This window comes from Aerococcus agrisoli (assembly GCF_003797145.1).
Lineage (GTDB): Bacteria > Bacillota > Bacilli > Lactobacillales > Aerococcaceae > Aerococcus > Aerococcus agrisoli.
This window is the reverse complement of sequence record NZ_RKMG01000002.1, coordinates 118729-137632: the sequence shown is the minus strand read 5'-3', so window position 1 is coordinate 137632 and position 18904 is coordinate 118729. Positions and strand designations below refer to the sequence as shown.

At 38.7% G+C, this 18904-nt stretch carries 24 protein-coding genes and 1 other annotated feature; of the genes, 19 read left to right on the top strand and 5 right to left on the bottom strand.

What is annotated here, in order from left to right:
* Positions 1 to 91 precede the first annotated feature (91 nt).
* From EF384_RS01330 to EF384_RS01290, 10 genes are all read left to right on the top strand, one after another.
* Positions 92 to 2095: a BglG family transcription antiterminator gene (locus tag EF384_RS01330; RefSeq protein WP_123779182.1), complete on the top strand. Its 2004-nt coding sequence runs from the start codon at positions 92 to 94 to the stop codon at positions 2093 to 2095.
* Positions 2096 to 2110: 15 nt separating this feature from the next.
* Entirely contained in the window at positions 2111 to 2431 is a 321-nt protein-coding gene (locus EF384_RS01325) for a PTS sugar transporter subunit IIB (RefSeq protein WP_123779181.1), read from the top strand.
* Positions 2432 to 2440: 9 nt separating this feature from the next.
* Positions 2441 to 2782: a PTS sugar transporter subunit IIA gene (locus tag EF384_RS01320; protein ID WP_123779180.1), complete on the top strand. Its 342-nt coding sequence runs from the start codon at positions 2441 to 2443 to the stop codon at positions 2780 to 2782.
* Complete coding sequence (locus tag EF384_RS01315; RefSeq protein ID WP_123779179.1) at positions 2772 to 4181, top strand: 6-phospho-beta-glucosidase; 1410 nt, start codon at positions 2772 to 2774, stop codon at positions 4179 to 4181. The genes EF384_RS01320 and EF384_RS01315 overlap by 11 nt, the downstream gene beginning before the upstream one ends.
* Before the next feature lie 20 nt (positions 4182 to 4201).
* Positions 4202 to 5092, top strand: coding sequence for an NADP-dependent phosphogluconate dehydrogenase (locus EF384_RS01310; protein WP_123779178.1), 891 nt, complete (start codon positions 4202 to 4204; stop codon positions 5090 to 5092).
* A gap of 72 nt (positions 5093 to 5164) precedes the next feature.
* Positions 5165 to 5381: a binding site (T-box leader), on the top strand.
* 317 nt (positions 5382 to 5698) lie between these two features.
* Positions 5699 to 6562 (top strand): acetylglutamate kinase, encoded by an 864-nt coding sequence (gene argB / locus EF384_RS09740; protein WP_199729693.1) that lies wholly within the window; start codon positions 5699 to 5701, stop codon positions 6560 to 6562.
* A 15-nt stretch (positions 6563 to 6577) separates the two neighbouring features.
* Entirely contained in the window at positions 6578 to 7585 is a 1008-nt protein-coding gene (gene argF, locus EF384_RS09735; protein WP_199729692.1) for an ornithine carbamoyltransferase, read from the top strand.
* 17 nt (positions 7586 to 7602) lie between these two features.
* A complete protein-coding gene (gene argC / locus EF384_RS01300) occupies positions 7603 to 8646 on the top strand; it encodes an N-acetyl-gamma-glutamyl-phosphate reductase (protein WP_123779177.1) in 1044 nt (347 codons plus the stop codon).
* Between the two features lie 21 nt (positions 8647 to 8667).
* A complete protein-coding gene (argJ, locus tag EF384_RS01295; protein WP_123779176.1) occupies positions 8668 to 9921 on the top strand; it encodes a bifunctional glutamate N-acetyltransferase/amino-acid acetyltransferase ArgJ in 1254 nt (417 codons plus the stop codon).
* A gap of 12 nt (positions 9922 to 9933) precedes the next feature.
* Positions 9934 to 11109, top strand: a complete 1176-nt coding sequence (locus EF384_RS01290; protein WP_123779175.1) for an acetylornithine transaminase — start codon at positions 9934 to 9936, stop codon at positions 11107 to 11109.
* Between the two features lie 117 nt (positions 11110 to 11226).
* On the opposite strand, the gene EF384_RS01285 is transcribed toward EF384_RS01290, so the two are convergent.
* The 4 genes from EF384_RS01285 to EF384_RS01270 form a co-directional block, all read right to left on the bottom strand.
* Entirely contained in the window at positions 11227 to 12327 is a 1101-nt protein-coding gene (locus tag EF384_RS01285; protein WP_123779174.1) for a tyrosine-type recombinase/integrase, read from the bottom strand.
* A gap of 134 nt (positions 12328 to 12461) precedes the next feature.
* Complete coding sequence (locus EF384_RS01280; protein ID WP_123779173.1) at positions 12462 to 13016, bottom strand: hypothetical protein; 555 nt, start codon at positions 13014 to 13016, stop codon at positions 12462 to 12464.
* 12 nt (positions 13017 to 13028) lie between these two features.
* Complete coding sequence (locus EF384_RS01275; RefSeq protein WP_148076695.1) at positions 13029 to 13424, bottom strand: ImmA/IrrE family metallo-endopeptidase; 396 nt, start codon at positions 13422 to 13424, stop codon at positions 13029 to 13031.
* Between the two features lie 7 nt (positions 13425 to 13431).
* Positions 13432 to 13737, bottom strand: a complete 306-nt coding sequence (locus EF384_RS01270) for a helix-turn-helix domain-containing protein (RefSeq protein WP_123779171.1) — start codon at positions 13735 to 13737, stop codon at positions 13432 to 13434.
* A gap of 307 nt (positions 13738 to 14044) precedes the next feature.
* Here EF384_RS01270 and EF384_RS01265 point away from each other — a divergent pair, with 307 nt between their 5' ends.
* Genes EF384_RS01265 through EF384_RS09705 form a run of 3 tightly spaced genes read left to right on the top strand, consistent with a single transcriptional unit; the run spans position 14045 to position 14713 of the window.
* Entirely contained in the window at positions 14045 to 14230 is a 186-nt protein-coding gene (locus EF384_RS01265; RefSeq protein WP_123779170.1) for a helix-turn-helix domain-containing protein, read from the top strand.
* Positions 14231 to 14243: 13 nt separating this feature from the next.
* Positions 14244 to 14546 carry a DUF771 domain-containing protein gene (locus tag EF384_RS01260; protein ID WP_123779169.1) on the top strand — a complete coding sequence of 101 codons (303 nt, stop codon included), beginning with the start codon at positions 14244 to 14246 and terminating at the stop codon, positions 14544 to 14546.
* A 5-nt stretch (positions 14547 to 14551) separates the two neighbouring features.
* Positions 14552 to 14713 (top strand): hypothetical protein, encoded by a 162-nt coding sequence (locus tag EF384_RS09705; RefSeq protein WP_158607395.1) that lies wholly within the window; start codon positions 14552 to 14554, stop codon positions 14711 to 14713.
* Here the strand turns inward: EF384_RS09705 and EF384_RS01255 are convergent.
* On the bottom strand, positions 14693 to 14968 hold the full coding sequence (locus EF384_RS01255; protein ID WP_123779168.1) for a hypothetical protein: 276 nt from the start codon (positions 14966 to 14968) through the stop codon (positions 14693 to 14695). The genes EF384_RS09705 and EF384_RS01255 overlap by 21 nt on opposite strands.
* A 562-nt stretch (positions 14969 to 15530) precedes the next feature.
* Between EF384_RS01255 and EF384_RS01250 the strand changes: the two genes are divergently transcribed.
* The 6 genes from EF384_RS01250 to EF384_RS01225 are packed head-to-tail and all read left to right on the top strand — an operon-like array spanning position 15531 to position 18901.
* On the top strand, positions 15531 to 15725 hold the full coding sequence (locus EF384_RS01250) for a helix-turn-helix domain-containing protein (protein ID WP_123779167.1): 195 nt from the start codon (positions 15531 to 15533) through the stop codon (positions 15723 to 15725).
* A gap of 2 nt (positions 15726 to 15727) precedes the next feature.
* Positions 15728 to 15910 carry a hypothetical protein gene (locus tag EF384_RS01245; RefSeq protein ID WP_123779166.1) on the top strand — a complete coding sequence of 61 codons (183 nt, stop codon included), beginning with the start codon at positions 15728 to 15730 and terminating at the stop codon, positions 15908 to 15910.
* Positions 15907 to 16089, top strand: coding sequence for a hypothetical protein (locus EF384_RS01240; protein WP_123779165.1), 183 nt, complete (start codon positions 15907 to 15909; stop codon positions 16087 to 16089). Before EF384_RS01245 ends, EF384_RS01240 begins: the two co-directional genes overlap by 4 nt.
* A gap of 11 nt (positions 16090 to 16100) precedes the next feature.
* Positions 16101 to 16304 (top strand): hypothetical protein, encoded by a 204-nt coding sequence (locus tag EF384_RS01235; RefSeq protein WP_123779164.1) that lies wholly within the window; start codon positions 16101 to 16103, stop codon positions 16302 to 16304.
* Positions 16305 to 16358: 54 nt separating this feature from the next.
* Positions 16359 to 17684: an AAA family ATPase gene (locus EF384_RS01230; protein ID WP_123779163.1), complete on the top strand. Its 1326-nt coding sequence runs from the start codon at positions 16359 to 16361 to the stop codon at positions 17682 to 17684.
* Entirely contained in the window at positions 17684 to 18901 is a 1218-nt protein-coding gene (locus EF384_RS01225; protein WP_158607394.1) for an ATP-binding protein, read from the top strand. Before EF384_RS01230 ends, EF384_RS01225 begins: the two co-directional genes overlap by 1 nt.
* Positions 18902 to 18904: the final 3 nt, after the last annotated feature.

Genomic DNA, 18904 nt, shown 5'->3' with positions numbered 1-18904 from the left:
GATAGTTTGCATGATTGCTATGAAAAGCTTCATTTACAGGTGATGCATGACAAACACCAGCTCGGAAAATAAAGGGTAGAGAGTGACGAAAATGAAACAACCAACAATCAATCATACAGAAATAGAAATTATACAGTTTCTTTTCGACAAACAGGGTGACTACATACCTAGCAAGGAAATCGCCTTACATTTAAATCTTTCAGATAAAACCATACGTAAGTATATTCAAAATCTATTTACGGTCGTGTCAGCCTATGGTGGCCATATTGAGATGAAGAAAGGGAGCGGGTATCAATTACATATTGAAGACCATCAAACCTTCTATCAATTGATGGAATTTATTAAAAATCAACGTTTTGATGTGGAAGGTAGCAATTTACTCACGGATAGTGAGGATCGCGAACGGTTTATCTTAAATACCATTCTTTTGGAAAACCAACAAGTAACCATTGATGACCTGGTCGACCGGATGTTTATCAGTCGTTCAACGGTATCCAATCTCGTACAAATGATAAAAAGTCGCATTAAAGATTTTCGCTTGAATCTGATCTATGACCAGGATGGTTATATCACCATTACCGGTGACGAAATGGACAAACGTCGTTTTATCCTCAACTACTTCTATACGACAAAATCAGTGGATTATATCAATTCAGAATTGTTCGATTATCAATTTGAAGGATTCTCAATGGAGACAATTTTTATTATCGTTTTAGAAATTTGTCGTGAGTTTGAGGTTATATTATCGGATTACGTTTTACAAAATTTAGTCATGCATATAGCCCTAGCGATCAAACGTAATGAAAAAGGGTTTGTACTAGAGAATCCAAATCTTGAAACGCCAGTCACATATACAAAAGAATTGTTCGTTGCCGAGAAAATTATCGCTAACATTGAACAGTTGATCGATGTTCATTTTCCCAAACATGAGGCAGCCTATATTGCCTTGCATCTGAAATCAAAAGCCAATCATAGTAACTTATTGGTTGAAGGTGAGGAAGATGAACTGGAACAGCAAATTATGACAGCGCTTTATCGATTAGACGCTTTAAAAGTGGACCAGTTTGCGATTGATCATCAATTAATCTTAGGCTTAAAAGTTCATTTCGAACCACTCTTAACCAGATTGGCTAACGATTTGACCTTAGATAATCCACTTTATGACGAAATTGATGAAAAATATGGCCCTTTACTACAAGCTACTAAACAAGCCTTTGCAAGTATGCCAGCGCTTGCGAGTTACCAAGTGAGTGATCATGAATGGGCATATATTCTCCTTCATATACTGGCTGCTGTGGAGCGCCATAAACAGGAAATGAAAGTGAACGTCATTGTCATTTGTGCGACCGGTTTAGGCAGTGCACAAATGCTGAAAAATCGTTTGGAAAATGAATTTGCCCAAAACTTTCATATTGTTGACGTCATTTCCTACTATCAATTAAATGACCGCAAATTAGAAAATGTGGATTTAATCATTTCAACAATTGATATCTCTACATCTTTCTACCACGTGCCCGTCGTTAAGGTCAGCGTCTTTTTAAACAAACAAGATGTGGATACCCTCAACGCTTATATTCATAGTCCAAAATCACCAAAACAAGGACTAGAAGCACAGGGACAAGCGAAAAAAGAAATTCAAGACTTGTTTGCACGCTACTTTAGTCCACAACGGTTCATTGTGTTTGAAGGACCAATCACACGCGACGAAGCACTCATTGCCATGGCATCGCGCTTGACGGATATCAAAGAAATTGATTTTTATCAAGATTTGACCAATCAAATTCAGATTCGTGAACAATTTGGCTCGCTCGCTTTTTCAGACCAAGTGGCTTTTCCACATCCAGCGCAACCAGTTGGGATCAATTCGGAAATCGTTGTAGGGGTTGTGGCTGACGGGCTAGATTGGGATGACGACCATCAGCAAATTCAACTCATTTTCTTGATGTCGCATTCCAAAATTGCCAACAAAGGCCTAGATACAATCAATAATGGCCTAGCGGAATTCATCAGTCACCAAGAAGGGGTCAGTGCTTTTGTGAAAAAGGCGACCTTCGAGCATTTTAAACGCATGTTTATGGAGAATATCTTCGAATAGGAGGCGGAACGCAATATGGACAACATTAAAATTATGCTTGTTTGCTCGGCAGGCATGTCTACCAGCATGCTCGTTCGAGCAATGAAAATTGCTATTGACGAGGCGAATGTCGCTGCAGAAGTGTTAGCGAAACCATCAACTGAGGCTATGGAATATATCGAGTCGAATCCGGTTGATGTGGTTTTACTTGGTCCTCATGTCCGTTTCTTTGAAGAGACCTATAAGAGCGAATTATCAGCTAAAAATATTCCCATTGCCACAATTCCACCACGTGATTATGGCACCATGGACGGACAAAAAGTATTAAATCAAGCATTGAACTTAGTAAAGGAATAGGTGAACAATATGGAAGACAACAGCTTAATGATCATGAACTTAATCATCCACGCAGGTGATGCCAAATCAAGCGCTATGGAAGCAATTTATGCAGCTAAAAAGAAAGATTTTGACCTAGCAAACGAAAAAATTAAAGAGGCAAATGCCAAAATTAACCAAGCCCATAATACCCAAACAAACTTATTAACCGAAGAAGCAAATGGGAATCATACAGAACTTAGTCTATTAATGATTCATGCACAAGACCATTTAATGACAGCTTTAACTTTCTTGGATATGGCCAAAGAATTAATTGATGTCTATAGTGCTATGGAAACATTAAAAGCAGAAAGAGGCACTGATGGTGAATAATACTTTTCTATGGGGTGGCGCTTCTGCTGCCAATCAAATTGAAGGTGCGTATGTAACTGATGGTCGTGGCTTATCCAATATTGATTTACTACCACATGGTGAAGATCGCTTAGCTATCGCACAAGGTCGCATGCCATATAACCAAGCCAAAGCGGACGCTTTTTATCCTTCGCATGAATCGATTGATTTTTACCACCATTATGAAGAAGATATCGCTTTGATGGCTGAATTAGGTGTAAATGCCTATCGTTTCTCTATTTCTTGGTCGCGTATTTTCCCTACTGGTTTAGAAGATACACCAAATGAAGCAGGCTTAGCTTTTTATGACCGAGTAATCGATTTATTACTTGAAAATGGGATAGAACCGATTGTAACGATTTGCCATTTTGATGTGCCAAAGGGCTTAATGGACGCCTTTGAATCATGGAAGAATCGTCAGATGATTGCCATGTATGAAAAATATGCTGTCACTTTATTCGAACGCTACAAGGGTAAAGTAAAATACTGGATTTCATTTAATGAAATTAACATGATTTTGCATAAACCATTTACTGGCGCAGGCTTACAAATCGACGAAGCAACCGAAAATCGCCAACAAGTCATTTATCAAGCGGCGCATTATGAAATGGTGGCTTCAGCTCTAGCAACCAAACGATTACGTGCAATTGATCCGGATGCACAATTAGGTTCTATGTTAGCGGCAGGGGATTATTATCCTTATAGTGCGAATCCTGAAGATGTATTAGTGGCGCAACGTGCAAATCAAGAAAACTTCTTTTTCCTAGATGTGCAATCACGTGGGGCATATCCAAGATGGGTCTTAAAGGATTTTGAACGCCAAGGTATTCAGATAGACATGACAGAAGAAGACTTGGCCCTTTTAGCAGAAAACACCTGTGATTTTATTTCCTTCTCTTATTATGCATCGAGAACTTCGAAAGCGGATACAAGTGGGGTAGATACCAATACGGGGAATGCTGCTGGTGGGGTGGTCAATCCATACTTGAAGCGTTCTGAATGGGGTTGGATGATTGACCCGACTGGTCTACGCATTGTAATGAACACGATTTGGGATCGATATCAAAAACCTTTGATGCTCGTAGAAAATGGTTTGGGTGCCAAAGATACGGTTACTGAAGATGGAAAAATTCATGATGATTATCGAATCAGCTACCTAGAAGCACATCTAGATATGATGAAACGCGCTATGGAAGAGGACGGGATTCCTTTGATTGGCTACACGATGTGGTCGATTATCGATCTTGTGTCATCTTCTAGTGGGGAAATGTCTAAGCGTTACGGCTTAATTTATGTCGACCGTAATGATGCAGGTCAGGGTAGTTTGAAACGTCTGAAGAAAGATTCATTTGCTTGGTTTAAAGACTATATCAGCAAATAAGGATTAAAGTGGAGGAAATTATGCAAATTACAGTTGTCGGTTTGGGGAAAATGGGTCTAAATATCACCAAGCAGATGTTAGATAAGGGCCATCAAGTGAATGGTTTCGATATCAATACCAGTGTGCGTGAAAGTTTTTCGCATGCGAATTTGACTTACTTGGATGATCTTGCGGTATTGAAAGATGCCAGTGACAAAAATCTGGTCTTATTGTTATTACCGGCGGGACCAATTACCCAAGGAATGATTGCACAATTGGCGGGTACGCTAAAATCTGGCGATACCATCGTCGACTTCGCGAATGCACAATATCAGGTGTCGATTGAAGCGGCAAATCAATTGGCGGCTGTAGGTATTGATTATCATGATTGTGGTTTATCTGGCGGGGTCCATGGCGCACGTTATGGGGCATGCATGATGCTTGGTGGCAAAGAGACTGCAAGCAAAGACTTGTTAGCACTTTTATCATCACTATGTGTCGCAAATGGTTTCCAAGCCTACGAAGGTATCGGTAGCGGGCATTATTTAAAAATGGTGCATAATGGGATTGAATACGGGATGATGCAGGCACTTGCTGAAGGTCTGGAGTTATTAAAAGAACAATCACATTATCAGTATGACCTAGCGGAAGTGACAGGAAATTGGGAATTTGGTTCGATTATTGAATCGGCCTTGTTATCAAATATTCACGCGGAATTAGCGAAAGATAAGGAATTATCTAGCTTTACCAACCAAGTAGCCGCATCTGGTGAAGCTAAATGGATGATCCAAGAAGCCTTGGAAGAAGAAGTGGCGGTGCCAACGATTGCCTTATCTTTAATGAAACGAAATGCGAGTCTAAAAGCTTTGTCATTTTCTAATCAAGCCTTGTCAGCTATGCGTTATAACTTTGGTGGGCATAAGGAATTTTAAATTTTTTGTATAAAATATGAGAAAATTGCTTGACTTTATCATCAAATGCTAATAAACTTACTTCAATATCATAACGAGTCAAAGATAAAGAGAGTAAGTTAGATGCGTTTTCAAAGCGATTTAGGGTAGAGTGGAAGCCTAATAAAACAAACTGACTGAACCGCACTTTATCGACAATTTGGTGAAGCAATTTAGCCAAATTCGCTGAAGCAGCGTTAACAAAATCGAGTGAATTCAAATGTTATTTGAGTTAACTAGAGTGGTACCACGGATAAGCCTCGTCTCTATGTTCTATTTGAACATGGAACGGGGCTTTTTTATACAATTAAATAATGAGATAAAGCGAGTATGTTGGGAATCATCATAGCGAGGTAACAAGGGTGAGAGGTTACTATGTTGCACCAATTGAAGCGCACTTTAATAGATTTCTGTAAGCTAATTTTTGTGATTGGTGAACAGAAACGCCGCATCAGCGTTAGGATTTGAGGGGATACAGTCACTATGTATATAGGGGAATGTGTCAAATAGAGTGGTACCGCGGGTAAAACGTCTCTATATTTACGCAAGTAAGTATAGAGACGTTATTTTTTTAGGAGGAGGATTTTTATGTCACAAGTTTCCAAGCAAGCAATTGAAAAAGCCAGTATTTTAATCGATTCATTATCCTATATCAAAGATTTTTACCAAAAAATAGTGGTCATCAAGTATGGCGGTCATGCCATGGTATCTAAAGAGATGCGTGAAAAGGTAATTTCCGATATTGTTTGGTTGAAATATGTTGGGATGAAGCCAGTGATTGTTCACGGTGGCGGTCCGGAAATCAACAAGATGCTAGCGGTTCAAGGGATTGAGTCGGAGTTTCATAATGGGCTCCGTGTTACCACAAGTGAAATGATGCAGACGGTGGAAATGGTTTTAACAGGACTCGTATCACCGAATATCACGACTTTACTGAATGAGCAAGATATTGCGACGGTTTCACTGTCTGGTAAGGACAACAAAGTGATTGAAGCAGTCCAAAAAGATCCATCGCTAGGGCAAGTTGGTCAGGTGACTAAAATCAATACGGGCTACTTGCATCAAGTCCTTGCAGCTGATTTGGTACCCGTCATTGCACCAATTGCTTATGGACCAAATGGTGAGAGTTTGAATTTGAATTCGGATGAAGCGGCGGCCTATATTGCAGCAGCACTTCAGGCGGAAAAAATGATTTATCTGACCGACATCAATGGTATTTATAAGGACCCGAAAGATCCATCAACTTTATATTCGCAAATGTCCAAGGCTGAAATTCTTGAAGCGATTGATGTGGGCATTATTACAGGCGGTATGATTCCTAAAGTGATGAACTGTATCCAAGCAATCGAAGAAGGCGTGAAAACCTGTCAAATTATCGATGGCACAATCGATCATGCGTTGATTTTAGAATTGTTTACTAAAGACGGCATCGGCACCATGATTACAGCATAGAAAGAGGTTATATCCATGAATTTCCAAGGCAAAAGTTTCCTAAAACTATTAGATTTCACTAGCCAAGAAGTGGCGTATTTGGTTGATTTCGCCATTCATTTAAAAGCGTTGAAGAAAAATCATATTCCTCACGAATATTTAAAAGGTCAAAATATCGCTTTACTATTTGAAAAATCATCAACTAGAACACGTGCGGCCTTTACTGTAGCTGTATCTGACTTAGGTGGTCACCCAGAATATCTTGGTGCCAATGACATTCAATTAGGCAAGAAGGAATCAGTTGTCGACACAGCCAAAGTCTTGGGGTCTATGTTTGATGGCATTGAGTATCGTGGGTTCAGTCAGGAAGCCGTTGAAGCGCTAGCCGCCAATTCAGGTGTGCCAGTTTGGAATGGCTTAACCGATGATTGGCATCCAACCCAAATGATTGCTGACTTTATGACCATTAAAGAAATTTTTGGTCAGTTAAAAGGACTTACTTTGGTTTATCTAGGGGATGGTCGGAACAACATGGCCAATTCCTTAATGGTTGCAGGTGCCAAATTAGGGGTCAACATTACCATTGCCTCAACACCAAGCTTACAACCAGATCCTAAGATTGTCGCTGCAGCACAAGTAGTAGCCGAAGACACTGGCGCCGTGATTACCATTACGGATGATCCAATTGCAGCTGTGAAGCCCGCAGACATCATCTATACCGATGTATGGGTATCTATGGGTGAGGAAGACAAGTTTGAAGAACGTATCAATTTGTTAATGTCGTATCAAGTGAATGCGGACTTATTGGCACACGTTGAAAACCCAGACTTTATCTTCTTACATTGTCTACCTGCTTTTCACGATACTGAAACCCAATATGGTCAAAAAGTTGCAGCGCAATATGGCTACACTGAAATGGAAGTAACCGATGAAGTTTTCCAAGCGCCATATGCCAAACAATTCCAGCAAGCGGAAAATCGCCTACATTCGATTAAGGCAATCATGGCAGCGACAAACGGTAATTTATTCTGTCCAGAAGTGTAAGGAGGAATGATGGAATTATGATTAAGGTAGCAATTGTTGGGGCAACAGGGTATACAGGTGAAGAATTGATGCGTTTACTTTTACCACGCCCGGATGTTGACATTGCCTATGTAACATCTCGTCAAGCAGCAGGGACACCAGTTCAAAGCTATTTCCCTCAATTCATGGGTCTTATTGATCAAAAATTTGTCGCATATGAAGCGGATAAGATTTTGCCAAATGTCGATGTCATTTTCCTTTGTTTACCACAAGGAGTTGCCATGGAAATGGTCCCAGAAGCTTTGCGTTATGGGGTTAAGGTCATCGATTTATCTGGTGATTTCAGATTGCAAGATACTGCGGTTTATGAAAAATATTATGGGATTCCGCAAAGTGCACCCGAATTATTACCACAAGCCGTCTATGGTTTACCAGAAATCAACCGTCATACTGTGAAAGGGGCACAATTAATTGCCAACCCTGGTTGCTTTGTAACCTGTAGTTTACTTGGCTTGCTTCCGGTAATTGGCGCTGATTTTATTGATCAGTCTTCGATTATTATCGATGCCAAGACAGGTGTATCTGGTGCAGGTCGTTCAGCAAAAATCAGTAATCTACTGACTGAACTAGGCAATAATTTTTACGCCTATAATCCACTTACCCACAGACACATTCCAGAGATTGAACAAATCCTGAGCCTAGAAGCTGGGGAGGAAATTCAAGTTCAATTTACCCCGCATTTATTACCAACGGAACGTGGTATTCACGCTACAATTTATGTCAATTTAAAAGAAGATATCACCGAAGATGCCATTAGAGCTTTATATCAAGATTATTATCAAGATGAGTATTTTGTGCATGTATTATCTGAGGAAGCAGGTCTACCGCAAATCAAACATGTGCGTGGTTCTAATTTCACCCAAATTCAAGTGAAAGTGGATGTACGGACCAATCGTCTCATTATTTTCGCTGTCATTGATAATTTAATGAAGGGTGCTTCAGGACAAGCAGTCCAAAATATGAACATCATGTACGGCTTAGAAGAAAATTTAGGCTTAACACAAATACCATTAATGCCATAATATCGAGAAAGGAGTCATGAAATGAAAAATACCATCCATGAAGAAGCCAAGTTGAGCCAAACGGCTGTCCAAAAAATTCCAGGTGGTTTGTGTGCCATTGAAGATGTATGGGTTTCGGGTGTACATGCGGGATTTAAGAAAGATGCCAAAGATTTAGCCCTGATATTTTTCCCTAAGGGTGCAACCATGACAGCTGTCTTCACGCAAAATGCCGTGCAATCGCATCACATCATTTACGACAAGAAACTATTAAATGAAAATAGCCAATTCAAAGCAATCATGATTAATTCAGGCAATGCCAATACTTTTAATGGGCCACGAGGCGATTACGACGTACATTTGATGGCCAGTGTGCTAGCAGATCAATTAGACATAGCACCTGAAGAAGTTTTGATTTGTTCAACGGGTGTAATTGGGGTGCCAATGAACCTGGATGCCTTCGATGTAAAAGTAAATAAATTGACCCATCAAATGACGGATGGGGATTCCATTCCAGCAGCTGAAGCTATTATGACTACTGATACCACTATCAAACAAGTTGCATATGAATTTGAAATTGATGGTCAAACAGTTCATTTGGCAGCCATTGCTAAGGGTGCAGGGATGATTCATCCTAATTTAGGGACTTTATTATCGTATATCGTGACGGATTTTGATTTAGGCCAAGCTACTTTCCAACAAATGTTACAGTCAGCGGTTGCCAATACTTTTAATCAAATCTCTGTGGATGGGGATACTAGCCCAAATGACACGATTATTCTTGCTTCAACCAACAAGGTTCAAATTACCCCAAGCAAGGCCAATATTGCAGTTTTCTACCAACAATTAGAAGCCATTTGTTTAGAAATGGCCCAATTAATTGTTAAAGACGGAGAAGGTGCTAGTAAATTTGTAGAAGTACAAGTAAAGGGTGCTGGTAGCAAAGAAGATGCTGTTAAAATCGCCAAACAAGTCGCTACTTCATCCTTAGTGAAAACAGCTCTTTTTGGCCAAGATGCCAATTGGGGACGGGCGATTTCAGCGGTTGGTCAGGCTCAGCCAAGCGTTTTCCAAACCGACAAAGTGAGCATTGCCTTCCAGTCAGACAAGGGCAGTATTGTGACTTGCGAGAAAGGTGCAGGGCGAGTGTTCGATGAAAATCAGGCGCTAGCCATTTTATCAGAAAAAGAAATTGTGATTGCCATTGATATGGGGGTCGGCGAATTCGACGCGTCAGTGTGGACGGCGGATATGACGGAAGATTATATCAAGATTAATGCAGATTACAGGAGTTAAGGGGGATTCAAAATGACGAGTGAAGCGCTAATTGCCTTAGGGGAACAAGTTACCATGCACACCTTTAATCGGGCGGACAAGGTGATGGTGTCTGGTCAAGGAACGTATGTGACAGACCTTGAGGGCAACAAATATCTAGACTTTATTTCTGGTATCGCATGTAACGTTTTGGGTCATGCGGATCCAGGTTTTGTGGCTCATTTAAGTCAGCAAGCTGGTAAATTGATTCATGTGTCCAACTTATTCTGGCATGAGCCTGGTATCCATTTAGCTGAAAAATTGGTGAACTTGTCTGGTTTAGATCAAGTATTTTTCGCCAATTCAGGTGCAGAAGCCAATGAGGCGGCTTTGAAATTAGCCCGTAAATGGGGCATTGAGACCAAGGGACCGGATGCCTATGAAATTATTTCAATGAAGCAATCTTTCCACGGACGAACTATGGCTACCTTAACGGCAACAGGCCAACCCGCTTTACAAACTGGATTTGAACCACTACTACCTGGTTTTTCTTATGTAGCATTTAACGACAGCCAAGCTTTGATTGAGGCTGTGAATCCTAATACTGCAGCCGTTATTGTGGAGGTGATTCAGGGTGAAGGTGGCGTCAACCAGCTAACACCTGAGTTCATTGAGACTGTGAATCAGATTCAAGATGAGGCGAATGTCCTAGTCATCATCGACGAAGTCCAAACTGGGATAGGTCGTACGGGTACCATGTTCGCTTACCAACAAACTGCTTTGAAACCAGATATCATTTCACTGGCTAAGGGTTTGGGAGGGGGTTACCCGATTGGTGCTATTGTGGCGAAAAAGGACGTAGCCAATCATTTCCAACCCGGCGACCACGGCACAACCTTCGGGGGAAATCCGCTAGCAACCGCCGCCGGCAATTATATCTTAGATGCATTTGAAGAACGCAATCTTTTAGCCAATGTACAGGACAAATCTGCCTATTTAATAGAAGCAATCACCAAGCTTAATCATCCTGATGTCACAGAAATCAAGGGACAAGGGCTTTTGATTGGTATAGGTTTGACAAAACCTGTAGCTGATGTTGTTAAAGAAGCAAGTAATCTAGGTTTATTAGTGACCTCATCTAAAGGGAATGTCCTACGTCTGTTGCCACCATTAAACGTTGGCAAGGATGAAATTGATCAAGCCGTAGCCATTTTGGCACAAGTTTTATAATTCAATTTATGGAAAAAGCGGTTGGGACATTTGCTTGTCCTAACCGCTTTTTGTACTTATTTATGCCGAATGCAGGAATATGAATTGTTGTCATATCAACGTTTGTAAAGGGTGAGTTCACATGGTGTTCACATGTTGCTCTGTATTTTCTAAAATCTCGATTACCTTTGTATCTTGTTGCTGCTTAAATTCATTTAGTATGTGTGCATAAGTCTTAAGCGTTTCAATGGTGCTAGCGTGGCCTAATCGCTTGCTGATGTAATTGATATCAATACCATTATAGATCAGGTAGCTACAATGTGTATGACGTAGTCCGTGGATACCACAAAATTCTATCGATAAACTCTCACATAGTTTCTTTAAGTATTTTCTAATTGCAGTATCAGTAATTACTGGGTTTTCAAATTTATCCAAGAATAAAAACTTAGGTGACTGTGATTGAAACTTTAGTTTATATTCAAATATATGTTTCTTAAAAGTATCAGTAATTTTAATTTTACGAATACTTGTCTTTGTCTTACCTGCAGTAAATGTTTTACTTGCAGTATAATCATAACCACGATTTACCTCTAATACATTTCCGTGGATATCATCCCATGATAATCCATATATCTCGCCAAGACGTAAACCAGTATTGATAGCAATATATAGCGCTGTACTTCTAGGCGTTAATTCATCTTGAAACGCTTTTGTTAATAGTTCGCCGTCATGGATATTCCAAGCCTTAATTCTTGATTGCTGATCATTATCGTAGCTAATCACAACATTGAAAGTAGGGTCAACCTGTATCAGATTATCAGCTAAAGCCATTTGAATAGCTTGTTTTAATCTGAAATGTGTTTTTTCAACGGTGTTTCTAGCTCTATTTTTGCCTCTTATATTAATAAACGTCTGATACCGTTGCCTGGTCAATAGCTTTAAGGGTAAATTACCAAAATACTCATGTACTAATTTTATAAGGTGTTTATACTCTTTGATAACTTTATCAGTTATCATAGTTTCTTTATATGTATAAAACCATTTCTCAAAGTAATCAGCAAAGGGCATATCAGCATTAATATCGTAAGTAATTTCTTCTTGTTTAGTGCCATAAATTTGAGCCTCTTTTTTTGATTTGAAGCCTTTTTTCATCTTTTGGTGTCTATTTCCTTTGTTATCGTAGACGTTATATCTAACGTACCATTTATTGGTTTTAGGATCTTTATTAACGCTTGCCATTATTTATCACTCCTACCATTTCAGTGTGAACTCTGGTATAATAGGTATGCAGAATGCACACACATAGTGCGTTTTGTCAAACTTCAGATTGCCTCACTCTTCGACCGTCCAAAGTAGAGAGTGGGGCGTTTTTTTTAATCGTTAAACATTACAGATAATTCATTTTCATAATGATCACCATAAGCTCCTGGATACTCTGATAACTGGATAGAATAATTATCATAAGTTTTTGTGTAAGTATTTGATTCATCATCTGAAATGAAATCAGTTAAGTAATCATCAATTGGGAAACCTAAAGTTTCTAAAATTTCATAAACTTCGGAGTCGCTAGCCTGGTAAGCATAGAAACCTTTGACTGTATCATTTGAGTTTATAATAACCGCTGCATTGTCATCTATAATATAAGCATCATACAACGTATCGTCCATATCAAAAGTTCCATTCTCATACTCTCCACCTTGACCACGCAATTTTGAAATTGTAAGAGCTGTATTCACTGGTTTGTTATAGTCTATTTCATTGACGTGATCTAATCCAATGCTGCTGCCAATAGCTATAACCAAGGAAACTACTGTTATAATTATCGGTATTTTTTTATTTCTTTTTCTAATTAAATTAACTATTAACCATATTATGCCGACAATTATCCCGAGTCCTCCCAATAACAAGAACACAAAAAGAATATCCATTAAACATCCTCCCTAAATCATACCCTTAACCTTATACATATATATAGCACTTTCCACAATAGTTTCTGGCAATTCTAAGTCCTCAGCTATTTCATAAACTAATACAGCATCTTCACGGTCTTGATACCTAGCTATAGAGTCTACAGGTATCAATTGGCCGTATGACCAACGACGTGCTACTGCTTCATCTTTGGCATTAATTTTATAGTCAGTGATATCTGAGTGGCTTGAAGTTTTATAATGACCAACCTCTTCCATAATTGCTGATAATTTTTGTTTATCACTAATATGGTCATTAATATAGATAGTGGTACCATCGATTAATCCGTGCAACTTTTGAGGCATATTCTGGTGAAAAACATAATTAAATTCATCGTATTCAGACATGATTTTTTCAATTACATTCAAATAATCACTACCTTTTTGACTTAATAAATTCAATAAATTGCTTAATTTCTTCCATTTCTTCTTCTGTTATGTCATCTTCAATATGCGCTGCTAATAAAGTATCATCAGTATTAACTTTTGGATTATCTGTTCTTCCCAATAGGTAATCAGTAGATACATTGAAGTATTCAGCAACTTTTTCTAGTTTGTCAGATCCTGGAGTTCTTTTATTCCATTGATAGATAGTATTTCTACCAAAACCTAACGCATCTTCTAAATCAGCCACCCTCATATCGCGTTTTTTCGATAGCTCTTTAACACGGTCTAAAAGCATTTTTGCCACCTTTTCTGCAACACAAATAAAACTTTATGAAATAAGTTAGTTTAAACTGTTGACAACTAACTAATAAGTTAGTAATATATGTGTATAAGCTAATTATTTAGCTAAACAAATCGCACCAAACCATATAAATACGCAAAATAAATATCGTTGGGGAACGTATGAAATGCTATTTTACAAAGGTTTTAATGTGTTTATTTGCTATATCTAAATATTATGATATTAGTTAGTTTATGTCAATGCTTTTTAGGAAATTAGCTAAATAATTAGCAAATATTTTATACGAAAGGAGATGGCGTATGTGAGTGAGGATTTAGAAGGGCGAATTCTATTGACGTTAAGACGTAAGGGAATGACACAAAGACAGTTAGCTCAAGTTATCGGTATTAGCGATGCTTACTTATCAGATATTGTTCGTGGTAAACGCACTGGTCCGAAAGCAATAGAGAAAGTCGAAGAAATTAAAACATATTTAGGAATTAAGTAGGAGGTACACCGATGTGGAAACTAAAGAATTAATTTTTCAATTAATGGAAATTGACAAGCAGAAGTTACTACTTGAGAAACAAGCGGAATTACAGCAACTTCACGACCAGCTAGATTATGGGGCAGTAGGAGATATGGCTTGGTTCTGTGAGCGTGTCAATATGTCGGCTGGAAATGCTAAAGAACGAATTCTGTATCCGTTCAAAAAAGAATTAGAAGGAAATATAGTGACGTTCCCAGAAGTCCAGGGACAGAAGTGGCAATTCAATAAGTGGCCAATGAACAAATGGATCGTTGAAAATTTTGAAAGGTGGTAAATAGTATGAAAAAGACAATAAAAACACTCGCACTAACCACTGCAGTTATTGGACTAGCGACAGTGATTAAGCGAGTGCATAAAACAAAAACTATAAAAGTACATATCGGCGATATAGATTCTTACCCTGAATGGGTTAAAAGAGATTTAATCAAAATTAAACACTAGAGTGTCTCCTTTTTTATTAAAAGGATAATTGAATCTCAAAATTCTAGAATCGCTCCATTCTTCTTCTATGACGATTAACTCTTTACCATTGGATAATCTATAAACTTTAGTTCTTTGGAAATATCTAGAATCTTCAGGATCATTTTCTATTTCAACTAAAAGGGTAATATCGCTAGGGAGTTCTAAGGTTACTCCTTGGTCATGAGAACCATCGTTGGGAAGTTTGCATTCGTACTTCATTGCATAAGAAGTCATTTTTAACACCTCCTTTCTGTAAGTTTATTAGATTACCAAGTCTATCTTTAATTGATTCAGCTTTTAATACTCTATCGGTAAACGAAGTGGCTTTCAGAGAATCGGCGTAACGATCATTATCTGAATCAGCGAGAGTTGATAAACCTGTAATGTAAGAATCTTTCAAGTTTTCAACTCCTTTAATACTTAATTTGTCACCAATTACTGAAGCATCAATTGATAGTCCTTTCAAATTGTTATCGTATCAACTTTTTATCTGATACATCTTATAGTTTCCTATAAGTTCAGCATATCTGTTCATCTCAATAAGATGTTGGGCGCTCGTGGATTGATTATTCTCTTCGTTAGTCACAATCTATGCGTTGCACCTTCTTAGTTTAGTAAAACGAAAAACTAAGCTTGGCTCAGGGTTCTCATATCAAAAGACTTAGAGTTCCTTGAATTCACCCAATGCACTCATAACATCGCTGTAATGAGGGGCAATCTGTTCCATTATTATATATGGTTTATATTAAAAGAACAACTTATCGAACAATAATTAGCTTAATTATGAGGAGAACTTATGAATACAAAAAAAATTAAAGAATTAATGGATAACGCAGAATTAACAAGGCATCAAATTGCTCAAAAAGTTGGCGTTAATCACTCAGTAATTTACAAAATATACGATGGCTCAACTAAAGAAATAAAAATAAGTACGGCATTCAAATTAGCAGACGCACTAGGCGTAGATATTAACGAATTTAGGGAGGAATAGATATGAGTAAACAAGCAAAACAGACACAGTGGGGTATTACGATTCTAATCGGTATTTTATTCATCTTAGGCGGTGCAGGCACGGTTGAAGTTGGTAGACAACATGGCTTTGAAGCAACCTTGGTTGGCGTAATTCTATCAATTTTGGGGCTGTATAAGACTTGGATTTGGGATGTGGTTGAATGAGTTTCGTAATTAAACGATTAGAAGAAATGCGAGATAAAGAAATTGAAAAATCGCTTAATAATTATTTTGAAACCAAGGATAGAGAACACTTGGATGACGTTCATCGAATCAATACTTATTACGACAATTTGATTCTTGAACAAACGTTTGAGGAAAACAAAGTGAAAAATTATAGCTAGGGGGTTATGACTTGCGAGGTGTTTATGATTTAGATCAAGAACAGTGGTTTCCTGATGAGGAAGAAGAGCAGCAAGAAATTGAATACATAGTTTACGTAACTGAAAAGCAAATCAGAGTGACTGCAATTAACGAAGAAGAAGATATTGAGAGAGTCCTCTTTAATCTGAATGATGAGTACAGTTTTAAAGATTTAGAAGCTGAAAGTTATGAATAAAAAAAGCCGTCAGGGCAATGACGACTTATTACTACACATATAAAGGAGTATATCATGACAGTGAAAATTAATAAATTAGAAATTGAAAATACAAAACGTGTGAAGGCTGTAATGCTTGAGCCGTCAGCGAGCGGCTTAACGGTTTTAGGTGGTAGAAATAACCAAGGTAAATCATCTGTACTAGATGCCATTGCATGGGCCTTAGGTGGTAATCGTAAGCGTCCTAGCCAAGCTAATCGCGAAGGTAGTATGTCTGACCCATATCTAAAAGTAGAGCTATCAAACGGGCTAATTGTCGAGCGCAAGGGTAAAAACTCAGATTTAAAAGTAACTGATCCATCAGGTGATAAGGCGGGTCAAAACTTACTAGATAGTTTCGTATCGGAGTTGGCCATCGATTTACCAAAGTTTATGGATTCAACCGCAAAAGAAAAGGCTGACACACTGCTGCAGATTATCGGTGTCGGTGACCAGTTAGCACAACTCGAAAAAGAGGAGCAAGAAAAGGCTAATCAGCGCTTATATACGGGACAAGAAGCACGATCTAAGCGAGCTCATGCGAATGAATTACCAGAGTATCCAGATGCTCCTAATGACTATATCAAGGCTTCTGATTTGGTTAATCAACAACAAGAAATTCTTGCACGCAATGGGGCTAATCAACAAAAAAGAAATCAAGCGAAACAATTGGCTGATCAGTTTGCAAATCAAAAATATCTGATTGAACAAAAGGAAAATGAATTAGCACGTATCCAACAAGAGCTATCAGATATGAAAGCTAAACATACAGAAACGGCTACTGATTTAGAAAATGCGAATAAGACTGCAGCACAACTACAAGATGAATCGACGGCAGAAATTGAAGCAAGTATCGCTGAAATCGAAACGATTAACGATAAAGTTCGCACAAACGCTGAGAAGGCAATGGCTGAAGATGAGGCGTTACGATTAGAAAATCAATATAAAGCCTTGAACCAAGACATTGAAGATATTCGTCAAAGTAAGATGGAGCTTTTAAACAATGCCAACTTACCACTTTCTGGTCTATCAGTAGTGGATAGCGAGATCACTTATCAAGGTCAAAAATGGGATAACATGTCTGGCTCACAACAGTTGATTGTAGCGGTGTCTATTGTGCGCAAATTAAATCCAGAATGTGGCTTTGTGCTAATCGATAAGTTGGAGCAAATGGACATCGAGACAATGCAAGAGTTTGGTCAATGGTTAGAACAAGAGCAACTGCAAGCTATTGCCACACGAGTTTCTGGTGGAGAAGAATGCACGATTATAATCCAAGACGGGATGGTAGTAGATGATAATCCTACACCAGTTGCTGAAGTACCGGTACAGGATACAAATACATGGAAAGGTGGATTTTAATGAATTTTGAAATTACAAGTGGTGTTAAAACCGAAGCGTTGAAGGTGGTCGCATATGGACCCGAGGGGGTGGGTAAATCATCATTTGCTGCACAATTTCCTGACCCGCTATTTATTGATACCGAAGAATCTACAACGCATATGAATGTAAATCGATTACCTAATCCGACATCATTCACAATGTTAATGGAAGAACTAGTCTTTGTTATTCAAAACAAGCCATGCGCTACGCTGATTGTTGACACAGCGGATTGGGCACAGACACTAGCCGAAAAACAAGTATTAGCTGAAAACAGTTGGAAATCTATTGAATCACCAGGATATGGTGCAGGTTATGTTGCCGTTCGTGAGAAGTGGACGAAGTTTCTAGATAAGTTATCGGATGTTAGGGAGCAAGGTATCAACGTCGTGTTAACAGCTCATTCAGAAATCAAGAAGTTTGAGGATCCAACAGACTTAGGTGCATATGATCGTTATGAGCTGAAATTATCTAAGCGTTCTAATGGCCATATTGCGGGTGTGACAAAGGAATGGGCAGACATGGTGTTATTCCTTAACTATGACGTAACGGTTGTCAAACGTGAAGGGATGGGCAACAAATATGCAGCACAAGGTGGCCAACGCAAAATATATACAGAGCATTCGCCACAATATGATGCTAAAAATCGTTTTGGTTTAGCACCAAGTCTACCTTTAGACTACAGCTCAATTGCGCATGTGGTACCGAATCTAAATCAAGATAATACTCCACAACAGCAAGTACAAACAGAGCCTGTCACACAGCCTGCGCAACAAACTGTAGCACCTACTCAAGCAGAATCAGCTCCCGATCCATTTGCAAGTCAAGCTATTCAAAAAACACCGGAACAAATAGCAGCAGTAAACGAGCAAGTAGATACTGCATTCGGTATTCAACACCACCAAGCATTACCGAAAGAATTAACAGATTTAATGAATGCAAATGACGTTTCAGACGATGAGATTCGCGGGGTTATGGGTGTCCGTGGACATTTCCCAATCAATACACCGTTTGAGAACATTGCGAATTCAACGCCTGAATACTTTACCGGAGGACTTGCAAGCAACTGGGACGGTGTGATGGAAGTCGTGCATCAAATAAGAGCTAACCCGCAAGTGCTAATAGATTTATTTGTGAAAGTGAATGATGCTAATCCGTCTGAAACAGTAAGCAATATGGATATTAGAGTAGGTGGTTAGTAT

What these genes read in the sequence shown, in the direction of transcription:
- EF384_RS01330 (WP_123779182.1), top strand. Translation starts at nt 92, where the DNA reads ATGAAACAACCAACAATCAATCATACAGAAATAGAAATTATACAGTTT.
- EF384_RS01325 (WP_123779181.1), top strand. Translation starts at nt 2,111, where the DNA reads ATGGACAACATTAAAATTATGCTTGTTTGCTCGGCAGGCATGTCTACC.
- EF384_RS01320 (WP_123779180.1), top strand. Translation starts at nt 2,441, where the DNA reads ATGGAAGACAACAGCTTAATGATCATGAACTTAATCATCCACGCAGGT.
- EF384_RS01315 (WP_123779179.1), top strand. Translation starts at nt 2,772, where the DNA reads ATGGTGAATAATACTTTTCTATGGGGTGGCGCTTCTGCTGCCAATCAA.
- EF384_RS01310 (WP_123779178.1), top strand. Translation starts at nt 4,202, where the DNA reads ATGCAAATTACAGTTGTCGGTTTGGGGAAAATGGGTCTAAATATCACC.
- argB (WP_199729693.1), top strand. Translation starts at nt 5,699, where the DNA reads ATGTCACAAGTTTCCAAGCAAGCAATTGAAAAAGCCAGTATTTTAATC.
- argF (WP_199729692.1), top strand. Translation starts at nt 6,578, where the DNA reads ATGAATTTCCAAGGCAAAAGTTTCCTAAAACTATTAGATTTCACTAGC.
- argC (WP_123779177.1), top strand. Translation starts at nt 7,603, where the DNA reads ATGATTAAGGTAGCAATTGTTGGGGCAACAGGGTATACAGGTGAAGAA.
- argJ (WP_123779176.1), top strand. Translation starts at nt 8,668, where the DNA reads ATGAAAAATACCATCCATGAAGAAGCCAAGTTGAGCCAAACGGCTGTC.
- EF384_RS01290 (WP_123779175.1), top strand. Translation starts at nt 9,934, where the DNA reads ATGACGAGTGAAGCGCTAATTGCCTTAGGGGAACAAGTTACCATGCAC.
- EF384_RS01285 (WP_123779174.1), bottom strand. Translation starts at nt 12,327, where the DNA reads ATGGCAAGCGTTAATAAAGATCCTAAAACCAATAAATGGTACGTTAGA.
- EF384_RS01280 (WP_123779173.1), bottom strand. Translation starts at nt 13,016, where the DNA reads ATGGATATTCTTTTTGTGTTCTTGTTATTGGGAGGACTCGGGATAATT.
- EF384_RS01270 (WP_123779171.1), bottom strand. Translation starts at nt 13,737, where the DNA reads ATGCTTTTAGACCGTGTTAAAGAGCTATCGAAAAAACGCGATATGAGG.
- EF384_RS09705 (WP_158607395.1), top strand. Translation starts at nt 14,552, where the DNA reads ATGAAAAAGACAATAAAAACACTCGCACTAACCACTGCAGTTATTGGA.
- EF384_RS01255 (WP_123779168.1), bottom strand. Translation starts at nt 14,968, where the DNA reads ATGACTTCTTATGCAATGAAGTACGAATGCAAACTTCCCAACGATGGT.
- EF384_RS01250 (WP_123779167.1), top strand. Translation starts at nt 15,531, where the DNA reads ATGAATACAAAAAAAATTAAAGAATTAATGGATAACGCAGAATTAACA.
- EF384_RS01245 (WP_123779166.1), top strand. Translation starts at nt 15,728, where the DNA reads ATGAGTAAACAAGCAAAACAGACACAGTGGGGTATTACGATTCTAATC.
- EF384_RS01240 (WP_123779165.1), top strand. Translation starts at nt 15,907, where the DNA reads ATGAGTTTCGTAATTAAACGATTAGAAGAAATGCGAGATAAAGAAATT.
- EF384_RS01230 (WP_123779163.1), top strand. Translation starts at nt 16,359, where the DNA reads ATGACAGTGAAAATTAATAAATTAGAAATTGAAAATACAAAACGTGTG.
- EF384_RS01225 (WP_158607394.1), top strand. Translation starts at nt 17,684, where the DNA reads ATGAATTTTGAAATTACAAGTGGTGTTAAAACCGAAGCGTTGAAGGTG.